We start from the raw sequence: 15,585 nt of genomic DNA, 5'->3' as shown, positions 1-15,585 counted from the left end.
GGCTCAGCGGTGGTCGCTGCCCGCCGCGGTGACGGCCGCGCGGCCGGCCTCCAGGCGGGCCACCGGGATGCGGAACGGGGAGCAGGAGACGTAGTCCAGTCCGACCTCGTGGAAGAAGTGGACCGACTCCGGGTCGCCGCCGTGCTCGCCGCAGACGCCGAGCTTCAGGTCGGGCCGGGTGGCGCGGCCCGCCTTAGCCGCGGACTTCACCAGGGAGCCCACGCCGTCCTTGTCGATCGTCTCGAACGGCGACACCCCGAAGATGCCCTTCTCCAGGTAGGCCGTGAAGAAGCTGGCCTCCACGTCGTCCCGGGAGAAGCCCCACACCGTCTGGGTGAGGTCGTTGGTGCCGAAGGAGAAGAACTCGGCGGCCTCCGCGATCTGACCGGCGGTCAGCGCGGCGCGCGGCAGCTCGATCATCGTGCCGATGGCGAGCTTCAGCGTGGTGCCGGTGGCCTCCTCGACCTCCGCGACGACCTTGTCGGCCTCCTCGCGGACGATCTCCAGTTCCTGCACCGTGCCGACCAGCGGGATCATGATCTCCGCGCGCGGATCGCCCTTGGCCGCCTTGCGTTCGGCCGCCGCCTCGGCGATCGCGCGCACCTGCATGGTGAACAGGCCCGGGATGACCAGGCCGAGGCGCACACCGCGCAGGCCCAGCATCGGGTTCTGCTCGTGGAGGCGGTGCACGGCCTGGAGCAGCCGCAGCTCGTTCTCGTGCGGCTCCTGCCGGGACTCGGCGAGGGCGACGCGGACCGACAGCTCGGTGATGTCGGGCAGGAACTCGTGCAGCGGCGGGTCGAGCAGGCGGATGGTGACGGGCAGGCCGTCCATCGCCTCGAACAGCTCGACGAAGTCCTTCTTCTGGAGCGGCAGGAGGGCCTTCAGCGACTCCTCGCGCTCCTCCTGCGTGTCGGCCAGGATCAGCCGCTCCACCAGCTCGCGCCGGTCGCCGAGGAACATGTGCTCGGTGCGGCACAGGCCGATGCCCTGGGCGCCGAACCGGCGGGCGCGCAGCGCGTCCTCGGCGTTGTCGGCGTTGGCCCGTACCCGCAGCCGGCGCTTGCGGTCGGCGAAGGCCATCATCCGGTGCACGGCCTCGACCAGCTCGTCGGCGTCGTCGGCGCCCGGGTGCATCCGGCCCTCGAAGTACTCCACGACCGGCGAGGGCACGACCGGGACCTCACCCAGGTAGACCTTGCCGCTGGAGCCGTCGATGGAGACGACGTCGCCCTCCTCGACGACGTGCCCGCCGGGGACGGTCATCCGGCGGCGCTTGGTGTCGACCTCCAGCTCCTCGGCGCCGCAGACGCAGGTCTTGCCCATGCCGCGGGCGACGACGGCCGCGTGGGAGGTCTTGCCGCCGCGCGAGGTGAGGATGCCCTCGGCGGCGATCATGCCGTCCAGGTCGTCGGGGTTGGTCTCGCGGCGGATCAGGATGACCTTCTCGCCGGAGCGGGACCACTTCACGGCGGTGTAGGAGTCGAAGACGGCCTTGCCGACCGCGGCGCCCGGGGAGGCGGCGATGCCCCGCCCGACCTGCTCGACCTTGGCGCTCTCGTCGAAGCGCGGGAACATCAGCTGGGCGAGCTGGGCGCCGTTGACCCGGCACAGGGCCTCGGCCTCGTCGATCAGGCCCTGGTCCACCAGCTGCGTGGCGATGCGGAAGGCCGCGCCCGCGGTGCGCTTGCCGACGCGGGTCTGGAGCATCCACAGCCGGCCGCGCTCGATGGTGAACTCGATGTCGCAGAGATCCTTGTAGTGGTTCTCCAGGGTCTCCATGATCTGCATGAGCTGGTCGTACGACTTCTTGTCGATCCGCTCCAGCTCGGCGAGCGGGACCGTGTTGCGGATGCCCGCGACGACGTCCTCGCCCTGCGCGTTCTGCAGGTAGTCGCCGTAGACGCCCTGGTGGCCGGAGGCGGGGTCGCGGGTGAAGGCGACGCCGGTGCCGGAGTCGGGGCCGAGGTTGCCGAAGACCATGGAGCAGACGTTGACGGCGGTGCCCAGGTCGTGCGGGATGCGCTCCTGGCGGCGGTAGAGCTTGGCCCGGTCGCCGTTCCAGGAGTCGAAGACCGCCTTGATGGCGAGGTCCATCTGCTCGCGCGGGTCCTGCGGGAAGTCCCGGCCGCACTCGGTCTTGACGATCTTCTTGAACTTGGTGACGAGCTTCTTGAGGTCGGCGGCCTCCAGCTCGGTGTCCACCGTGACCTTCTTGGCCGTCTTGGCCGCCTCGAGCGCGTCCTCGAACAGCTCGCCGTCCACGCCGAGGACGGTCTTGCCGAACATCTGGATGAGGCGCCGGTAGGAGTCCCACGCGAACCGGTCGTCGCCGGCCTGCTTGGCCAGGCCCTGCACGGACTTGTCGGAGAGGCCGATGTTGAGGACGGTGTCCATCATGCCGGGCATGGAGAACTTGGCGCCGGAGCGGACCGACACGAGGAGGGGGTCGTCGGCCTGGCCGAGCTTCTTGCCCATCCGCTGCTCGAGCGCCTCGAGGTGCGCACTCACCTCGTCACGCAGTGCCGCCGGTTCCTCGCCACTGTCGAGGTAGGTCTTGCAGGCCTCGGTGGTGATGGTGAAGCCGGGTGGCACGGGGAGACCGAGGTTGGTCATCTCGGCGAGGTTGGCGCCCTTGCCGCCGAGCAGGTCCTTGAGGTCCTTGTTGCCCTCGGTGAAGTCGTAGACGAACTTCACGCTCTCAACGCTCGTGCCCGGCTGAGCTACGTGGGGATCTTTGTTTTCCGACACGGGTCTCGACTCCTCGAGGACGCGGTGGCTGCCCTGACGGCGAGGAATGTACCCAGATCAAAGGCGTCTGGGTACGTCCACTTGTGCGTCGTGCGCCTGTCATCGGCCGAGCGCCAGCGGATCGAAAGTCAAAGCTTGGCAAGCCGTCGGCGCCCGGTGTTTTCACTTCTTGAACGCGGAGCACCTCCCGTAACCGCTTGAGGTGCTCATGTGAGCGTCTTGAACCACGTTTGATTTCGCCCGATGAACGATCATCGGGTGGCACTGAGTGCCATCCTTAGAGTAGTGCAGCCTCCCAAGATCCGCTCATCTGAGCGCAACTCCTATCAGGGGTGGCGAGAATCACGCTGCCACACGACGCCCGGTTCCACCATGCGGACCCGGGCAACGAACCCTCCGACCCGGCGGACACACGCTCCGGGCCCGGCAGGATGAACGCTCCGGCCCGCCGGCCCGTACCGACTGGAGGCGGATCCGGACCCCCACGCCGGATCCGCCTCCCGCCTCACCGGTTTCGGTACGGAAGGAACCTCCGGGTTGCCTGTCTTCACTCGCGTCCTCACGCGCCTGCGCGCCCTCCGTGTTCCCACGCGCCTGCGGGACACACGTCTCCTCACCCGCCTGCGCCACGCACGCGACGCACATCCCTCCGCCGACCGCGCCCTGACTCTGACGGGGCACGTCCTCGCCGCCGTCCTGGTGCTCGGCGCCCTGCTGATGCCGAACACCGCGCCGGGCCTGCGCCCCGACCGCTTCACCCGGATCCCCGCCGAGGCGATCGTCGGGGCGGTCCTGCTGCTCGCCCTGCCGCGCCGGCCGCGCGTGATCTTCGCCGCGCTCTACGGGGCGGCCCTCGGCATGCTCACCGTGCTCAACCTGCTGGACATCGGCTTCACCGAGTACCTGGGGCGCGGCTTCAACCTGGTCCTCGACTGGGGCCTGCTGGACGACGCCCTGTCCTACGTGCGGGACTCCATGGGCGGCTTCGTCGCCGACGCCGCCGCCGTCGGCGCGGTGCTGCTCGCGCTGCTCCTGGTGGTCGTCATGGCGCTGGCCACGGTGCGGCTCGGCAACGTGCTGGCCCGGCACCGCTCCCGCGCCGGCCAGGGCGCCCTGGTCGCGGGCACCGTATGGATCACGTGCGCCTCGCTGGGCCTCCAGATCTCGGGGCTGCCGGTCGCCTCCGACCGCGCCGCGGACACCGTGCGCGGGCAGGCGCGGCGGGTGGTGGACACCCTGCGCGACGAGGCGGCCTTCGCGAAGGAGGCCCGGACCGACCCCTTCGGCGCCACCCCGCCGAACCTCCTCCTGCCGGACCTGCGCGGCAAGGACGTCGTCATCGCGTTCATCGAGAGCTACGGCCGGGTGGCCGTGGACGACCCGCTGATCGAGCCCGGCGTCACCCGCACCCTCGACTCCCGGGGCGCCGCGCTCGCCGCGGCCGGTTACCAGGCGCGCAGCGGATGGCTGACCTCGGCGACGTACGGCGGGAGCAGCTGGCTCGGGCACTCCACCAGCCTGTCCGGCCTGTGGATCGACAACCAGCAGCGGTACCGCACCGCCACCAACAGCGACCGGCTGACCCTCACCGCCGCCTTCCGCAAGTCCGGCGCGTGGGACACCGTCGGCATCATGCCGGGCGTGCAGAAGACCTGGCCGGAGGCGGAGTGGTACGGCCTGGACACGGTGTACGACTCCTCCGAGATGGGCTACAAGGGCCCGAAGTTCAGCTGGTCCACGATGCCGGACCAGTACGCCCTGGAGGCGTTCGAGCGTCTGGAGCACGGCAAGAAGCGGAAGCGGCCGCTGATGTCGGAGGTCATCCTCACCTCCAGCCACCAGCCGTGGGCGCCGGTCCCGGAGATGATCGACTGGGAGGACCTGGGCGACGGCTCGGTCTTCGACGCGATCGAGGAGGACGGCCGGGACGCGTCCGAGGTGATGGCCGACTCCACCGAGTCCCGCAAGGAGTACGGCAAGTCCATCTCGTACTCGGTGACCGCCCTCACCGAGTGGCTGGAGCGCTACGGCACCGACGACACCGTGGTGGTGTTCCTCGGCGACCACCAGCCGATCGCCCGCGTCACCGGGCACACCAAGAACCGGGACGTGCCGGTGACGATCGTCGCCAAGGACCCGAAGGTGCTGCGGGCGATCGACGGCTGGCGGTGGACGCCCGGCCTCAAGCCCGCCGACGACGCCCCCGTGTGGAAGATGGACGCCTTCCGCGACCGCTTCCTGACCGCCTACGGATCGGTGCCCCGCCCCACCAAGGGCTGATCAGCCGCCGGAGGTGTCCAGCTCGGCGTCCTCGCCGACGCCCGCGCAGTCGTAGGGGTCCTTCAGCCAGCCGTCCGGCAGCACCACACGGTTGTTGCCGGACGTCCGGCCGCGCGGGCCGTCGGCGCCGGCCGGCCAGGGCTGGTCCAGGTCCAGCTCGTCGAGCCCGGCGCGCAGCTCCTCCAGCGTGGAGGTGACCGCGAGCCGCCGGCGCATCTCGGAGCCGACGGCGAAGCCCTTCAGGTACCAGGCGACGTGCTTGCGGAAGTCGATGACCCCGCGCGACTCGTCGCCGATCCACTCCCCGAGCAGCGTGGCGTGCCGCGCCATCACGTCGGCGACCTCGCGCAGGGTGGGCCGCACGAAGTCCTCCGTGCGGCCCTCGAAGGCCGCGACCAGGTCGGCGAAGAGCCACGGCCGGCCGAGGCAGCCGCGCCCGACGACCACGCCGTCGCAGCCGGTCTCCCGGACCATGCGCAGCGCGTCGGCGGCGGACCAGATGTCGCCGTTGCCGAGCACCGGGATCTCCGGGACGTGCTCCTTGAGGCGGGCGATGGCGTCCCAGTCGGCGGTGCCGCCGTAGTGCTGGGAGGCGGTGCGGCCGTGCAGCGCGATCGCGGTGACGCCCTCCTCGACGGCGATGCGGCCGGCGTCCAGGTAGGTCAGGTGGTCGTCGTCGATGCCCTTGCGCATCTTCATCGTGACCGGCAGGTCGCCGGCGCCGGCGACGGCCTCGCGCAGGATGGCGCGCAGCAGGTTCCGCTTGTAGGGCAGGGCGGAGCCGCCGCCCTTGCGGGTCACCTTGGGCACCGGGCAGCCGAAGTTGAGGTCGATGTGGTCGGCGAGGCCCTCCTCCGCGATCATGCGGACGGCCTTGCCGACGGTCGCCGGGTCGACGCCGTAGAGCTGGATGGAGCGCGGCTGCTCGGACGCGTCGAACCGGATGAGCTGCATGGTCTTCTCGTTGCGCTCGACCAGCGCCCGGGTGGTGATCATCTCGCTGACGAACAGGCCCTTGCCCCCGCTGAACTCTCGGCACAGGGTGCGGAAGGGCGCGTTGGTGATCCCGGCCATGGGGGCGAGCACGACGGGCGGTTGCACGGCGTGCGGGCCGATGGACAGCGTCGTGTTCACGGTCGGCGAGGCAGTGGGCATTCCCCCATTGTCCCGCATGCCGCGGGGCGCTCGGCACAATGATCGTGTATCGGTCATTAGTTAGCCGCACTATCGACACGGGCGTACGATGGCGCACATGCCCGAGCTCAGCCATGGCCGCCGCATGCTGGTGCTCGCGATCTGCTGCATGAGCCTGCTGATCGTGAGCCTGGACAACACGGTCCTGAACGTCGCCCTTCCCTCCCTCCAGCGGGAGCTGGACGCGAGCACCTCGGGACTTCAGTGGACCATCGACGCGTACACGCTCGTGCTGGCCTCGCTGCTGATGCTGGCCGGCTCGACCGCCGACCGGATCGGCCGCAGACGGGTCTTCATGGCCGGCCTGGTGGTCTTCACCCTGGGCTCGCTGCTGTGCTCGCTCGCCCCCGACCTGAACTGGCTCGTCGTGTTCCGCATGGTGCAGGCGGTGGGCGGTTCGATGCTCAACCCGGTCGCCATGTCGATCATCACCAACACCTTCACGAACCCTCGTGAGCGCGCCCGCGCGATCGGGGTGTGGGGCGCGGTGGTCGGCCTGTCGATGGCCGCGGGGCCGCTGGTCGGCGGGGTGCTGGTGGACTCGGTCGGCTGGCGCTCCATCTTCTGGGTCAACCTGCCGGTCGGCCTCGCCGCCCTGCTGCTGACCTGGCGTTTCGTCCCCGAGTCGCGCGCTCCCCGGGCCCGCAGGCCCGACCCGGTGGGCCAGGTCCTGGTCATCGCCCTGTTCAGCTCCCTCACCTACGCGATCATCGAGGCCCCGCACGGCACGTGGCGCTCCACGGCGCCCTTCGCCGCGCTCGCGCTGATCGCCCTGCTGGCCCTCCTCCGCTACGAGCCGCGCCGCCCGGAACCTCTGATCGACCTGCGCTTCTTCCGCTCGGCGCCGTTCAGCGGGGCCACGGTGATCGCGGTGAGCGCCTTCGCGGCGCTGGGCGGGTTCCTGTTCCTGTCCACGCTGTACCTCCAGAACGTGCGAGGGCTGAGCGCGCTGGAGGCGGGGCTGTGGATGCTGCCGATGGCCGTCCCGACGTTCCTGTGCGCCCCGCTGTCCGGCCGGCTCGTCGGCAGCCGGGGGCCGCGGCTGCCGCTGCTGTTCGCGGGCGGCGCGATGACGGTCAGCGGGCTGCTGTTCGCCCTCTTCGAGGCGGAGACGTCCAACGCGACGCTGCTCGTGGGCTACGTCCTCTTCGGGGTCGGCTTCGGCCTCGTCAACGCGCCGATCACCAACACGGCTGTCTCGGGCATGCCCACCGACCAGGCCGGGGTCGCCTCGGCGGTGGCCTCCACCAGCCGGCAGCTGGGGCAGACGCTGGGGGTGGCGGTGCTGGGTGCCGTGCTGGCGGCGGGGGTGGGGGCGTCCTCGTACGCCGATACGTTCGTGACGGCGTCCCGCCCGGGGTGGTGGATTCTCGCCGCGTGCGGTGCGGTGGTTCTGATGCTCGGGGCGTTGACGACGGGGCCGTGGGCCCGGGGGACGGCGGAGCGGGCGGCGGCTCGCCTGACGGCGGAGGAGCGGCCTCGCGCGGGGGTGGGGGCCTGAGGGCAGCGCCGGGGCGATTCCAGGTCGCGCGCCCTGTACCCCCGTTCGCGCAGTTCCCCGCGCCCCTGAAGGGCGCTTCGCGGCGCTGCGGGCAGTCGTGCCGCTGGGGCGATGGGGGTACCTCCCGCTCGAGCGAAGCCGAGAGTGGGGGAGGGTGGGCGCAGCGGCACCACAGCGGCGGGCCACTGTGCCCACGCACCCCACGCCGTAAGCGACACCCCGGTGCGACTCGCGCAAACCCCCACCTGTTGATGTTGCTTTTGCTGCACACTCCTTCTCGTCCCCCGACAGGGACACGAGCACGGCGACATCCATCCGCCGACCGCCGGAGGCACCATGCCCCAGATCGACTCGAGCAAGGTCAGCCGCTGGGACCTGCACGGACGTGAGCACACCGTGCGGGTCCAGCGCACCGGGGTGCAGCGGACGATCCGGTGTGAGACGTGCGGCTGGCGCCGGGGCGCCCAGTTCCTGCCGTGGCTGAAGGCGCAGGAACATCTGGAGCAGGCGCACCAGGCGACCGTGGACCCGACCGCGGCCTGACAAGGCCCTCGGCAGTCAGGCCCGCAGCCCCCGCAGCAGCAGGTCCACGGCCGCCTCGAAGTCGGCGTCCGCCTCGGGGGTGTCCCACTCCCCCGCGTGGACGGGGTCGTGGAAGCGGCCGGTGGCCTGGAACACGGCGCGGGCGCTGACCCCGGGGTCGTCGCTGCGGAAGAGCCCGGAGGCCACCCCGTCGGCGACGATCCGCGTCAACTGCTCGGTCAGCTCGTCGATGTGCTCGGCGACCGCCCCGACCTGCTCGGCGGCCAGCACGCTGTAGGTGGCGAACAGTTCGGGGTCGTCGCCCGCCTTGCGCCGCTTGGCGGTGAAGAGGGCGGCGAGCCAGTCCCGCAGCCGGGTCTCGGCGTCCCGGGACGCGTCGCCCGCGATCCCGCCCAGCGCCTCGGACGTACGGTCGAGCCACCGCTTGGTGACCGCCTCGCGCAGCGCCGCCTTGGTGCGGAAGTGCCGGTAGACGCTGCCGTGGCTGACGCCGAGGGCGCGGGCCACGTCCACCACGGTGGCCTTCGCCGGGCCGTGCCGGCGCAGCACCTCCTCGGTCGCCTCCAGGATGCGCTCGGCGGTCAGGGTCTCGGTCGCTGCCATGCCTAGACCGTACCCGGCGCCGGAATCACTCCTTGGTGCCGAGGTGGGACATCATCGGCTCCGGGTAGCGGGCGCCCGCGGCCGCGCCGGGCGGCACCGCCCGCTCGATCGCCGCGAGGTCGTCCGCGTCCAGCGTGACGTCCAGCGCGCCCAGCGACTCCGTCAGCCGCTCCCGGGTGCGGGCGCCGACCAGCGGCACGATGTCCTCGCCGCGCGACAGCACCCAGGCGACGGCGATCTGCGCGACCGTGACGCCCTTGCGCTCCGCGATCTCGCGCAACGCGTCGACGAGGCTCAGGTTGTGCCGGAGGTTGTCGCCCTGGAAGCGGGGCGAGTGGGCGCGGAAGTCGTCCGCGGACAGCTGCCGGTCGGCGGTGAAGTGACCGGAGATCAGGCCGCGCGCGAGCACCCCGTACGCCGTGACGGAGATGCCCAGTTCACGGGTGGTGGGCAGGATCTGGTCCTCGACGGCGCGGGAGATCAGCGAGTACTCGATCTGGAGGTCGGAGATCGGCGCGGTGGCGGCGGCCCGCCGGATGGCGTCGGCGCCGACCTCGCTGAGGCCGATGTGCCGCACGTGCCCCTTCTCCACGAGCTCCGCGATGGCGCCGACGGTCTCCTCGATCGGCACGTCGGGGTCGGCGCGGGAGATGCGGTAGACGTCGATGTGGTCGACGCCCAGCCGCTGGAGGGAGTACGCGGCGAAGTTGCGCACCGCGGCCGGGCGGCCGTCGGTGGGACCCCAGCCGCCGTCCGGGTCGCGCAGGGCGCCGAACTTGACGCTGGTGAGGGCCTGTTCGCGCAGGGCGGCGGGGGCCGTGCGCAGCGCCTCGCCGATCAGCAGCTCGTTGTGGCCCATGCCGTAGAAGTCGCCGGTGTCGAGCAGGGTGACGCCGGCGTCCAGGGCGGCGTGGATCGTGGCGATCGCCTCGGTCCGGTCCGCCGCGCCGTACAGCGCGGACATGCCCATGCAGCCGAGCCCCAGGGCGGACACCTGGGGGCCGGTCTTTCCGAGAGGTCGTGTGTGCATCGTCATGCCTCCACGATGCCATGACGAATGACAGATTTCAATATCTGTCATTCGTATAGCTGTCACCCGGGTCGGGGACCGCACGCACCCGCGGAGCCGGAAACGCGCGAACGCCGGGCCCCGGAGATCCGGGACCCGGCGTTCGCGCCGGTCGTGAAGAGCGGTGCCGGTCGAGACGAGCGGTCAGCAGCCGACCAGGCGGGCGGCCAGGTAGCCCTCGATCTGGTCGAGGGAGACCCGCTCCTGCTTCATGGTGTCGCGCTCGCGCACGGTCACCGCGTTGTCGTCCAGGGTGTCGAAGTCGACGGTCACGCAGAACGGCGTGCCGATCTCGTCCTGGCGGCGGTAGCGGCGGCCGATGGCGCCGGCGTCGTCGAACTCGATGTTCCAGTTCTGCCGCAGCGTCTGGGCGAGGCCCTTGGCCTTCGGGGACAGCTCCGGGTTGCGGGACAGCGGCAGCACCGCGACCTTCACCGGCGCGAGGCGGTGGTCGAGCCGCAGCACGGTCCGCTTCTCCATCTTGCCCTTGGCGTTGGGCGCCTCGTCCTCGACGTAGGCGTCGAGCAGGAAGGCGAGCATCGCCCGGCCGACACCGGCCGCCGGCTCGATGACGTACGGCGTCCAGCGCTCGCCGGCCTCCTGGTCGAAGTAGGAGAGGTCCTGGCCGGAGGCCTTGGAGTGCGCGCCGAGGTCGTAGTCGGTGCGGTTGGCGACGCCCTCCAGCTCGCCCCACTCGCTGCCGCCGAACTGGAAGCGGTACTCGATGTCAGCGGTGCGCTTGGAGTAGTGGGAGAGCTTCTCCTTCGGGTGCTCGTACCACCGCATGTTCTCCTCGCGCAGGCCCAGGCCGGTGTACCAGTTCCAGCGCTGCTCCATCCAGTACTCCTGCCACTTCTCGTCCTCGCCCGGCTTGACGAAGAACTCCATCTCCATCTGCTCGAACTCGCGGGTGCGGAAGATGAAGTTGCCGGGCGTGATCTCGTTGCGGAAGGACTTGCCCATCTGCGCGATGCCGAACGGCGGCTTGCGGCGCGACGTGGTCTGCACCTGGGCGAAGTTGGTGAAGATGCCCTGGGCGGTCTCGGGGCGCAGGTAGGCGATGGAGCCGGAGTCCTGCGTGGGGCCGAGGTGGGTGGAGAGCAGACCCGAGAACTGCTTGGGCTCGGTGAAGGTGCCCTTGTTGCCGCAGTTGGGGCAGTTGAGGTCGGCGAGGCCGTTCTCGGGGGCGTGCCCCTTCTTCTCCTCGTACGCCTCCTCCAGGTGGTCCGCGCGGAACCGCTTGTGGCAGGAGGTGCACTCGGTCAGCGGGTCCGTGAACGTGGCGACGTGACCGGAGGCGACCCACACCTCCGGGGCCAGGATCACGGACGAGTCGATACCGACCACGTCCTCGCGCGAGGTGACCATGTAGCGCCACCACTGACGCTTCAGGTTCTCCTTGAGCTCGACACCCAGCGGTCCGTAGTCCCAGGCGGCCTTCGTGCCGCCGTAGATCTCACTACTGGGGAATACGAAGCCACGGCGCTTGCTCAGGCTGACGATGGTGTCGATCTTGTCGGCGGCCACGGTGCTCTCTTCATTACGACGACGGGCGACGAAGCGGAGATGCTTCCAGCGAATGCCTCAGGTTACCGGCGGGGGCGGCCCCTCGACCAAATCGGTCCCCCCGAGCGGGCCTCCGCGGGGGCCGCCAGGAGGTTTGTTGACAACGGTTTCCATCTTCGTTGAAAATGACTGTCATGAACGTACGACGACGTCACATATCCGCGGTCGCGCTCACGGCCGTCACCGCCCTCGGGCTCGGCACCCTCACCGCCTGCTCGTCCGACAGCGCCGCGGCGGGGAACACCGGCGCGTTCGACGTCGTCGCGTCGTTCTACCCGATGGCCTTCCTCGCCGAGCGGATCGGCGGCGAACACGTCCACGTCACCAGTCTCACCCAGCCCGGTCAGGAGCCGCACGACCTGGAGATCAGCGCCCGGCAGACCGCGCAGCTCGAGGAGGCCGACGCGGCCCTCTACCTCAAGGGCCTCCAGCCCTCGGTCGACGAGGCCATCGGCCAGTCCCCCGTCGCCACGAAGATCGACGCGGCCGAGCTGACCACGCTGGAGGAGCACGGCACCGAGGCCGGCCACGGCGACGAGCACGCCCACGAGGACGAGCACGCGCACGAGGACGAGCACGGCCACGATCACGACCACGAGGGCGGCGACCCCCACATCTGGCTCGACCCGGTCAAGTACGCCGAGGTCGCCGAGGGCGTCGGCAAGGCCTTCCAGAAGGCCGACCCGGACCACGCCGCCGACTACCGCGCCAACACCGCGGCCCTGGTCAAGGACCTCAAGGCGCTCGACGGGAAGTTCCGCACCGGCCTCGCGAACCGCACGAGCGACGTCTTCGTCACCACCCACGCCGCCTTCGGCTACCTCGCCGAGCGCTACGGGCTGACCGAGGAGGCCATCAGCGGCCTGGACCCCGACTCCGAGCCCAGCGGGGCGCGCGTGAAGGAACTCCAGCGGATCGCGAAGGAGGACGGCGTCACCACCGTCTTCCACGAGACCCTCGTCAGCGACAAGACCGCGAAGACCCTCGCCGGTGACACCGGGCTGAGGACCGACGTCCTCGACCCGGTCGAGGGCATCACCGACCACTCCCGCGGCGAGGACTACTTCCAGGTCATGGAGGCCAACCTCACGGCCCTGCGCACCGCGCTGGGCGCCCGGTGAACCCCGACCACGCGACCCCGGAGGACGGCATGACAGGCGAACCCGTCATCACTCTGCGGGGGGTGCGCGCCGAGCTGGGCTCGCGCCCCGTGCTGCGGGGCATCGACCTCACCGTGCGCCGCGGCGAGGTCGTCGCCCTGCTCGGCGCCAACGGCTCCGGCAAGTCCACCGCCGTGCGCACCGTGATCGGCCAGGTGCCGGTCAGCGCCGGGGAGATCGAGCTGTTCGGCACCGAGCGGCGCCGGTTCCGCGACTGGGCGCGGGTGGGCTACGTGCCGCAGCGCACCACGGCCGCCGGCGGGGTGCCCGCCACGGTCACCGAGGTCGTCTCCTCGGGGCGGCTCGCCCGCACCCGTTTCGGCCTGTTCCGCAAGGCCGACCGGGAGGCGGTCCGCCGGGCCCTGGACCTGGTCGGCATGGCGGACCGCGCCGGGGACTCCGTCGACGCCCTGTCCGGCGGCCAGCACCAGCGGGTCCTGATCGCCCGCGCGCTCGCCGCCGAACCGGACCTGCTGATCATGGACGAGCCGATGGCGGGCGTGGACCTGGCCAGCCAGGAGGTCCTCGCCGAGACCCTGCGCACCCAGGTCGGCCGGGGCACCACGGTCCTCCTCGTCCTGCACGAACTGGGCCCGCTGGAACCCCTGATCGACCGGGCGGTCGTGCTCCGCGACGGCTGCGTGCTGCACGACGGCCCGCCGCCGCAGGCGGTCGGCCAGCACGCCCTGCCCGGCCACGACCACGTACACCCGCACGCACCGGCGGACGCCGGTCCGATCCGCACGGGACTGCTGAGCTGATGGAGATCCTCGACTACGCCTTCATGCAGCGGGCGCTGCTCGCCGCCGTCCTGGTCGGCGTCACCGCCCCCGCGGTCGGCATCTACCTCGTCCAGCGCCGCCAGGCGCTCATGGGCGACGGCATCGGCCATGTCGCCATGACCGGCGTGGGCCTCGGGTTCCTGCTGTCCTGGTCCCCGGTGTGGATGGCCGCCGTGGTCTCCGTCCTCGGCGCCGTCTTCATGGAACTGGTCCGCTGGTACGCCCGGACCCGCGGCGACATCGCCCTCGCCATGCTCTTCTACGGCGGCATGGCCGGCGGCGTCATGTTCATCAACCTCGCGCCCGGCGGCTCCACCTCGAACCTCTCGTCGTTCCTGTTCGGCTCGCTGTCCACGGTCTCCCCGTCCGACGTGACCGCGATCTGCGTGCTGGCCGCGTTCGTGGTGCTGGTCACCGTGGGCCTGCGGCGGCAGCTCTTCGCGGTCAGCCAGGACGAGGAGTTCGCGCGGGTGACGGGCCTGCCGGTGCGGTTGTTGAACCTGCTCACCGCGGTCACGGCCGCCGTCACGGTGTCCGTGGCGATGCGGGTGGTGGGCCTGCTGCTGGTCAGCGCGCTCATGGTGGTGCCGGTCGCGGCGGCCCAGCAGCTCACCCGGAGCTTCGCCGCCACGTTCGCCGTCGCCGTCGCGATCGGCGTCAGCGTGGCCGTCGGCGGCACCGTCACGTCGTACTACCAGGACGTCCCGCCCGGCGCGACGATCGTGCTGCTGACCATCGGCGCCTTCATCCTGCTGACCGCCCTGGCCGCCCCGCTGGCCCGGCGCCGCGCCCGGGCGCAGGCCGCCGCACGGCCTGGAGCCGACCCCGCGGAGTGCTCGATTCCGGCCAGTCGTCCGGCGGACGGCAAGGTCGGCGCCTGACCGGCCGGGACCCGGACTGGCACAATGGCCCGGGCAGCAGTCAGACGTGAGGAGGCATTCCGGTGACGACCGCAGGACCGCCCGTGAAGGGCCGCGCCACCCGGCAGCGTGCCGCCGTGGCGGCTTGCCTTCAGGAGGTCGACGAGTTCCGCAGCGCGCAGGAACTGCACGACATGCTCAAGCACAAGGGCGACTCGGTCGGGCTCACCACGGTCTACCGCACGCTTCAGTCCCTCGCCGACGCCGGTGAGGTCGACGTCCTGCGCACCGCCGACGGCGAGTCCGTCTACCGTCGCTGCTCCACCGGCGACCATCACCACCACCTGGTGTGCCGCAGCTGCGGCAAGGCGGTGGAGGTGGAGGGCCCGGCGGTGGAGAAGTGGGCCGAGGCCATCGCGGCCGAGCACGGCTACGTCAACGTGGCCCACACGGTGGAGATCTTCGGCACCTGCGCGGACTGCGCGGGCTGCCCGGACGCCTGACGCCCAGGACGCACCGGGGGCTTTCAGCCCCGTGCGCCCGCGTCCTCCCGCCGCACCCCGGCGGCATGGGACGCGGCGGCGCACACCAGCACCGCCGCGCCGATCACGATCAGCGCCCGTCCCGGTCCCAGCGGCACCAGCAGCCAGGTGCCCAGCACGCCCCCGACGAAGATCCCGCACACGGTCGCCGCCCACCGGGCCCGCGCCAGTGTCCGGCGCGACGGCGCCCCGGACGCCGTGCGCGGCCGGTCCAGCAGGTCGTCGACGAGTTCCGCCATGGCGGTCTGGCTCAGCAGCGTCGGCATGCCCGGTACATGCATGCGCAGCGCGGTGGACGCCCGCAGCCCCATCGCGAGGGCCACCCCGCCGATCACCACGTAGTCGGTGTGGTCGACGGCCTTCGCGAGCCCGTACCGGCCGAGCGCCACCGCCCCCGAGGCGACGAGCAGCAGCCCCTCCCCGGCCAGCCCCGCCACGAACCAGGCGCGGCCCCGCGCGGCGAGCGAGGTGAGCGCCGGCACCCCGATCACGCAGCCGGCCACGAACGCCCCGACGGCCGCGGCGGGCCGCGCCACCGGCACGTCCCCCTCGCCCGCCAGCCCGAACGACAGGAACAGCACGTTGCCCGTCGCCAGCGCGCAGAACACCTTGCCCAGGGTCAGGAAACTCACCGCGTCCACGGCGCCCGCGATCACCGTGAGCACGGTCATGACGGCGGTGCGCCGCACCTCGGACGGGGGGACGTCGGACATACCGCCAGCATGGCCAGGGGC

Annotated in this window: 13 protein-coding genes; 7 read left to right on the top strand and 6 right to left on the bottom strand. The window is 71.5% G+C overall.

Annotated features, from left to right (window positions below; genetic code table 11):
• Window positions 1–3 precede the first annotated feature (3 nt).
• Window positions 4–2,751 (bottom strand): pyruvate, phosphate dikinase, encoded by a 2,748-nt coding sequence (gene ppdK, locus ACFOSY_RS18485; protein WP_394308137.1) that lies wholly within the window; start codon window positions 2,749–2,751, stop codon window positions 4–6.
• A 537-nt stretch (window positions 2,752–3,288) separates the two neighbouring features.
• Between ppdK and ACFOSY_RS18480 the strand changes: the two genes are divergently transcribed.
• Complete coding sequence (locus ACFOSY_RS18480) at window positions 3,289–5,031, top strand: CDP-alcohol phosphatidyltransferase (RefSeq protein ID WP_394308135.1); 1,743 nt, start codon at window positions 3,289–3,291, stop codon at window positions 5,029–5,031.
• Here ACFOSY_RS18480 and dusB read toward each other — a convergent pair whose 3' ends face one another.
• Window positions 5,032–6,186, bottom strand: coding sequence for a tRNA dihydrouridine synthase DusB (gene dusB, locus ACFOSY_RS18475; RefSeq protein WP_394308133.1), 1,155 nt, complete (start codon window positions 6,184–6,186; stop codon window positions 5,032–5,034).
• A 97-nt stretch (window positions 6,187–6,283) separates the two neighbouring features.
• On the opposite strand from dusB, the gene ACFOSY_RS18470 reads away from it, so the two are divergent.
• On the top strand, window positions 6,284–7,726 hold the full coding sequence (locus ACFOSY_RS18470; protein ID WP_394308131.1) for an MFS transporter: 1,443 nt from the start codon (window positions 6,284–6,286) through the stop codon (window positions 7,724–7,726).
• A gap of 336 nt (window positions 7,727–8,062) precedes the next feature.
• Window positions 8,063–8,269, top strand: coding sequence for a hypothetical protein (locus ACFOSY_RS18465; protein WP_394308128.1), 207 nt, complete (start codon window positions 8,063–8,065; stop codon window positions 8,267–8,269).
• 15 nt (window positions 8,270–8,284) lie between these two features.
• Here the strand turns inward: ACFOSY_RS18465 and ACFOSY_RS18460 are convergent, their stop codons facing one another.
• The 3 genes from ACFOSY_RS18460 to ACFOSY_RS18450 form a co-directional block, all read right to left on the bottom strand.
• Window positions 8,285–8,872 carry a TetR family transcriptional regulator gene (locus tag ACFOSY_RS18460; protein WP_394308126.1) on the bottom strand — a complete coding sequence of 196 codons (588 nt, stop codon included), beginning with the start codon at window positions 8,870–8,872 and terminating at the stop codon, window positions 8,285–8,287.
• Between the two features lie 25 nt (window positions 8,873–8,897).
• On the bottom strand, window positions 8,898–9,908 hold the full coding sequence (locus ACFOSY_RS18455) for an aldo/keto reductase (RefSeq protein WP_394308124.1): 1,011 nt from the start codon (window positions 9,906–9,908) through the stop codon (window positions 8,898–8,900).
• 177 nt (window positions 9,909–10,085) lie between these two features.
• Window positions 10,086–11,468, bottom strand: coding sequence for a glycine--tRNA ligase (locus ACFOSY_RS18450; RefSeq protein WP_006129656.1), 1,383 nt, complete (start codon window positions 11,466–11,468; stop codon window positions 10,086–10,088).
• Between the two features lie 173 nt (window positions 11,469–11,641).
• Here ACFOSY_RS18450 and ACFOSY_RS18445 point away from each other — a divergent pair, with 173 nt between their 5' ends.
• From ACFOSY_RS18445 to ACFOSY_RS18430, 4 genes are all read left to right on the top strand, one after another.
• Window positions 11,642–12,628 carry a metal ABC transporter substrate-binding protein gene (locus tag ACFOSY_RS18445; RefSeq protein ID WP_394308121.1) on the top strand — a complete coding sequence of 329 codons (987 nt, stop codon included), beginning with the start codon at window positions 11,642–11,644 and terminating at the stop codon, window positions 12,626–12,628.
• 29 nt (window positions 12,629–12,657) lie between these two features.
• Window positions 12,658–13,428, top strand: coding sequence for a metal ABC transporter ATP-binding protein (locus ACFOSY_RS18440; protein WP_394308119.1), 771 nt, complete (start codon window positions 12,658–12,660; stop codon window positions 13,426–13,428).
• Complete coding sequence (locus ACFOSY_RS18435) at window positions 13,428–14,330, top strand: metal ABC transporter permease (protein ID WP_394308118.1); 903 nt, start codon at window positions 13,428–13,430, stop codon at window positions 14,328–14,330. The genes ACFOSY_RS18440 and ACFOSY_RS18435 overlap by 1 nt, the downstream gene beginning before the upstream one ends.
• Window positions 14,331–14,392: 62 nt before the next feature.
• Entirely contained in the window at window positions 14,393–14,812 is a 420-nt protein-coding gene (locus ACFOSY_RS18430; protein ID WP_006129652.1) for a Fur family transcriptional regulator, read from the top strand.
• 23 nt (window positions 14,813–14,835) lie between these two features.
• Here ACFOSY_RS18430 and ACFOSY_RS18425 read toward each other — a convergent pair whose 3' ends face one another.
• Window positions 14,836–15,564 carry a YoaK family protein gene (locus ACFOSY_RS18425; RefSeq protein WP_394308115.1) on the bottom strand — a complete coding sequence of 243 codons (729 nt, stop codon included), beginning with the start codon at window positions 15,562–15,564 and terminating at the stop codon, window positions 14,836–14,838.
• Between the last annotated feature and the right edge of the window lie 21 nt (window positions 15,565–15,585).

The sequence above is a fragment of the Streptomyces lusitanus genome, assembly GCF_042647945.1.
Lineage (GTDB): Bacteria > Actinomycetota > Actinomycetes > Streptomycetales > Streptomycetaceae > Streptomyces > Streptomyces pseudogriseolus.
Note: the sequence above shows the minus strand (reverse complement) of the source record. Positions and strands in the feature narration are given on the sequence as shown.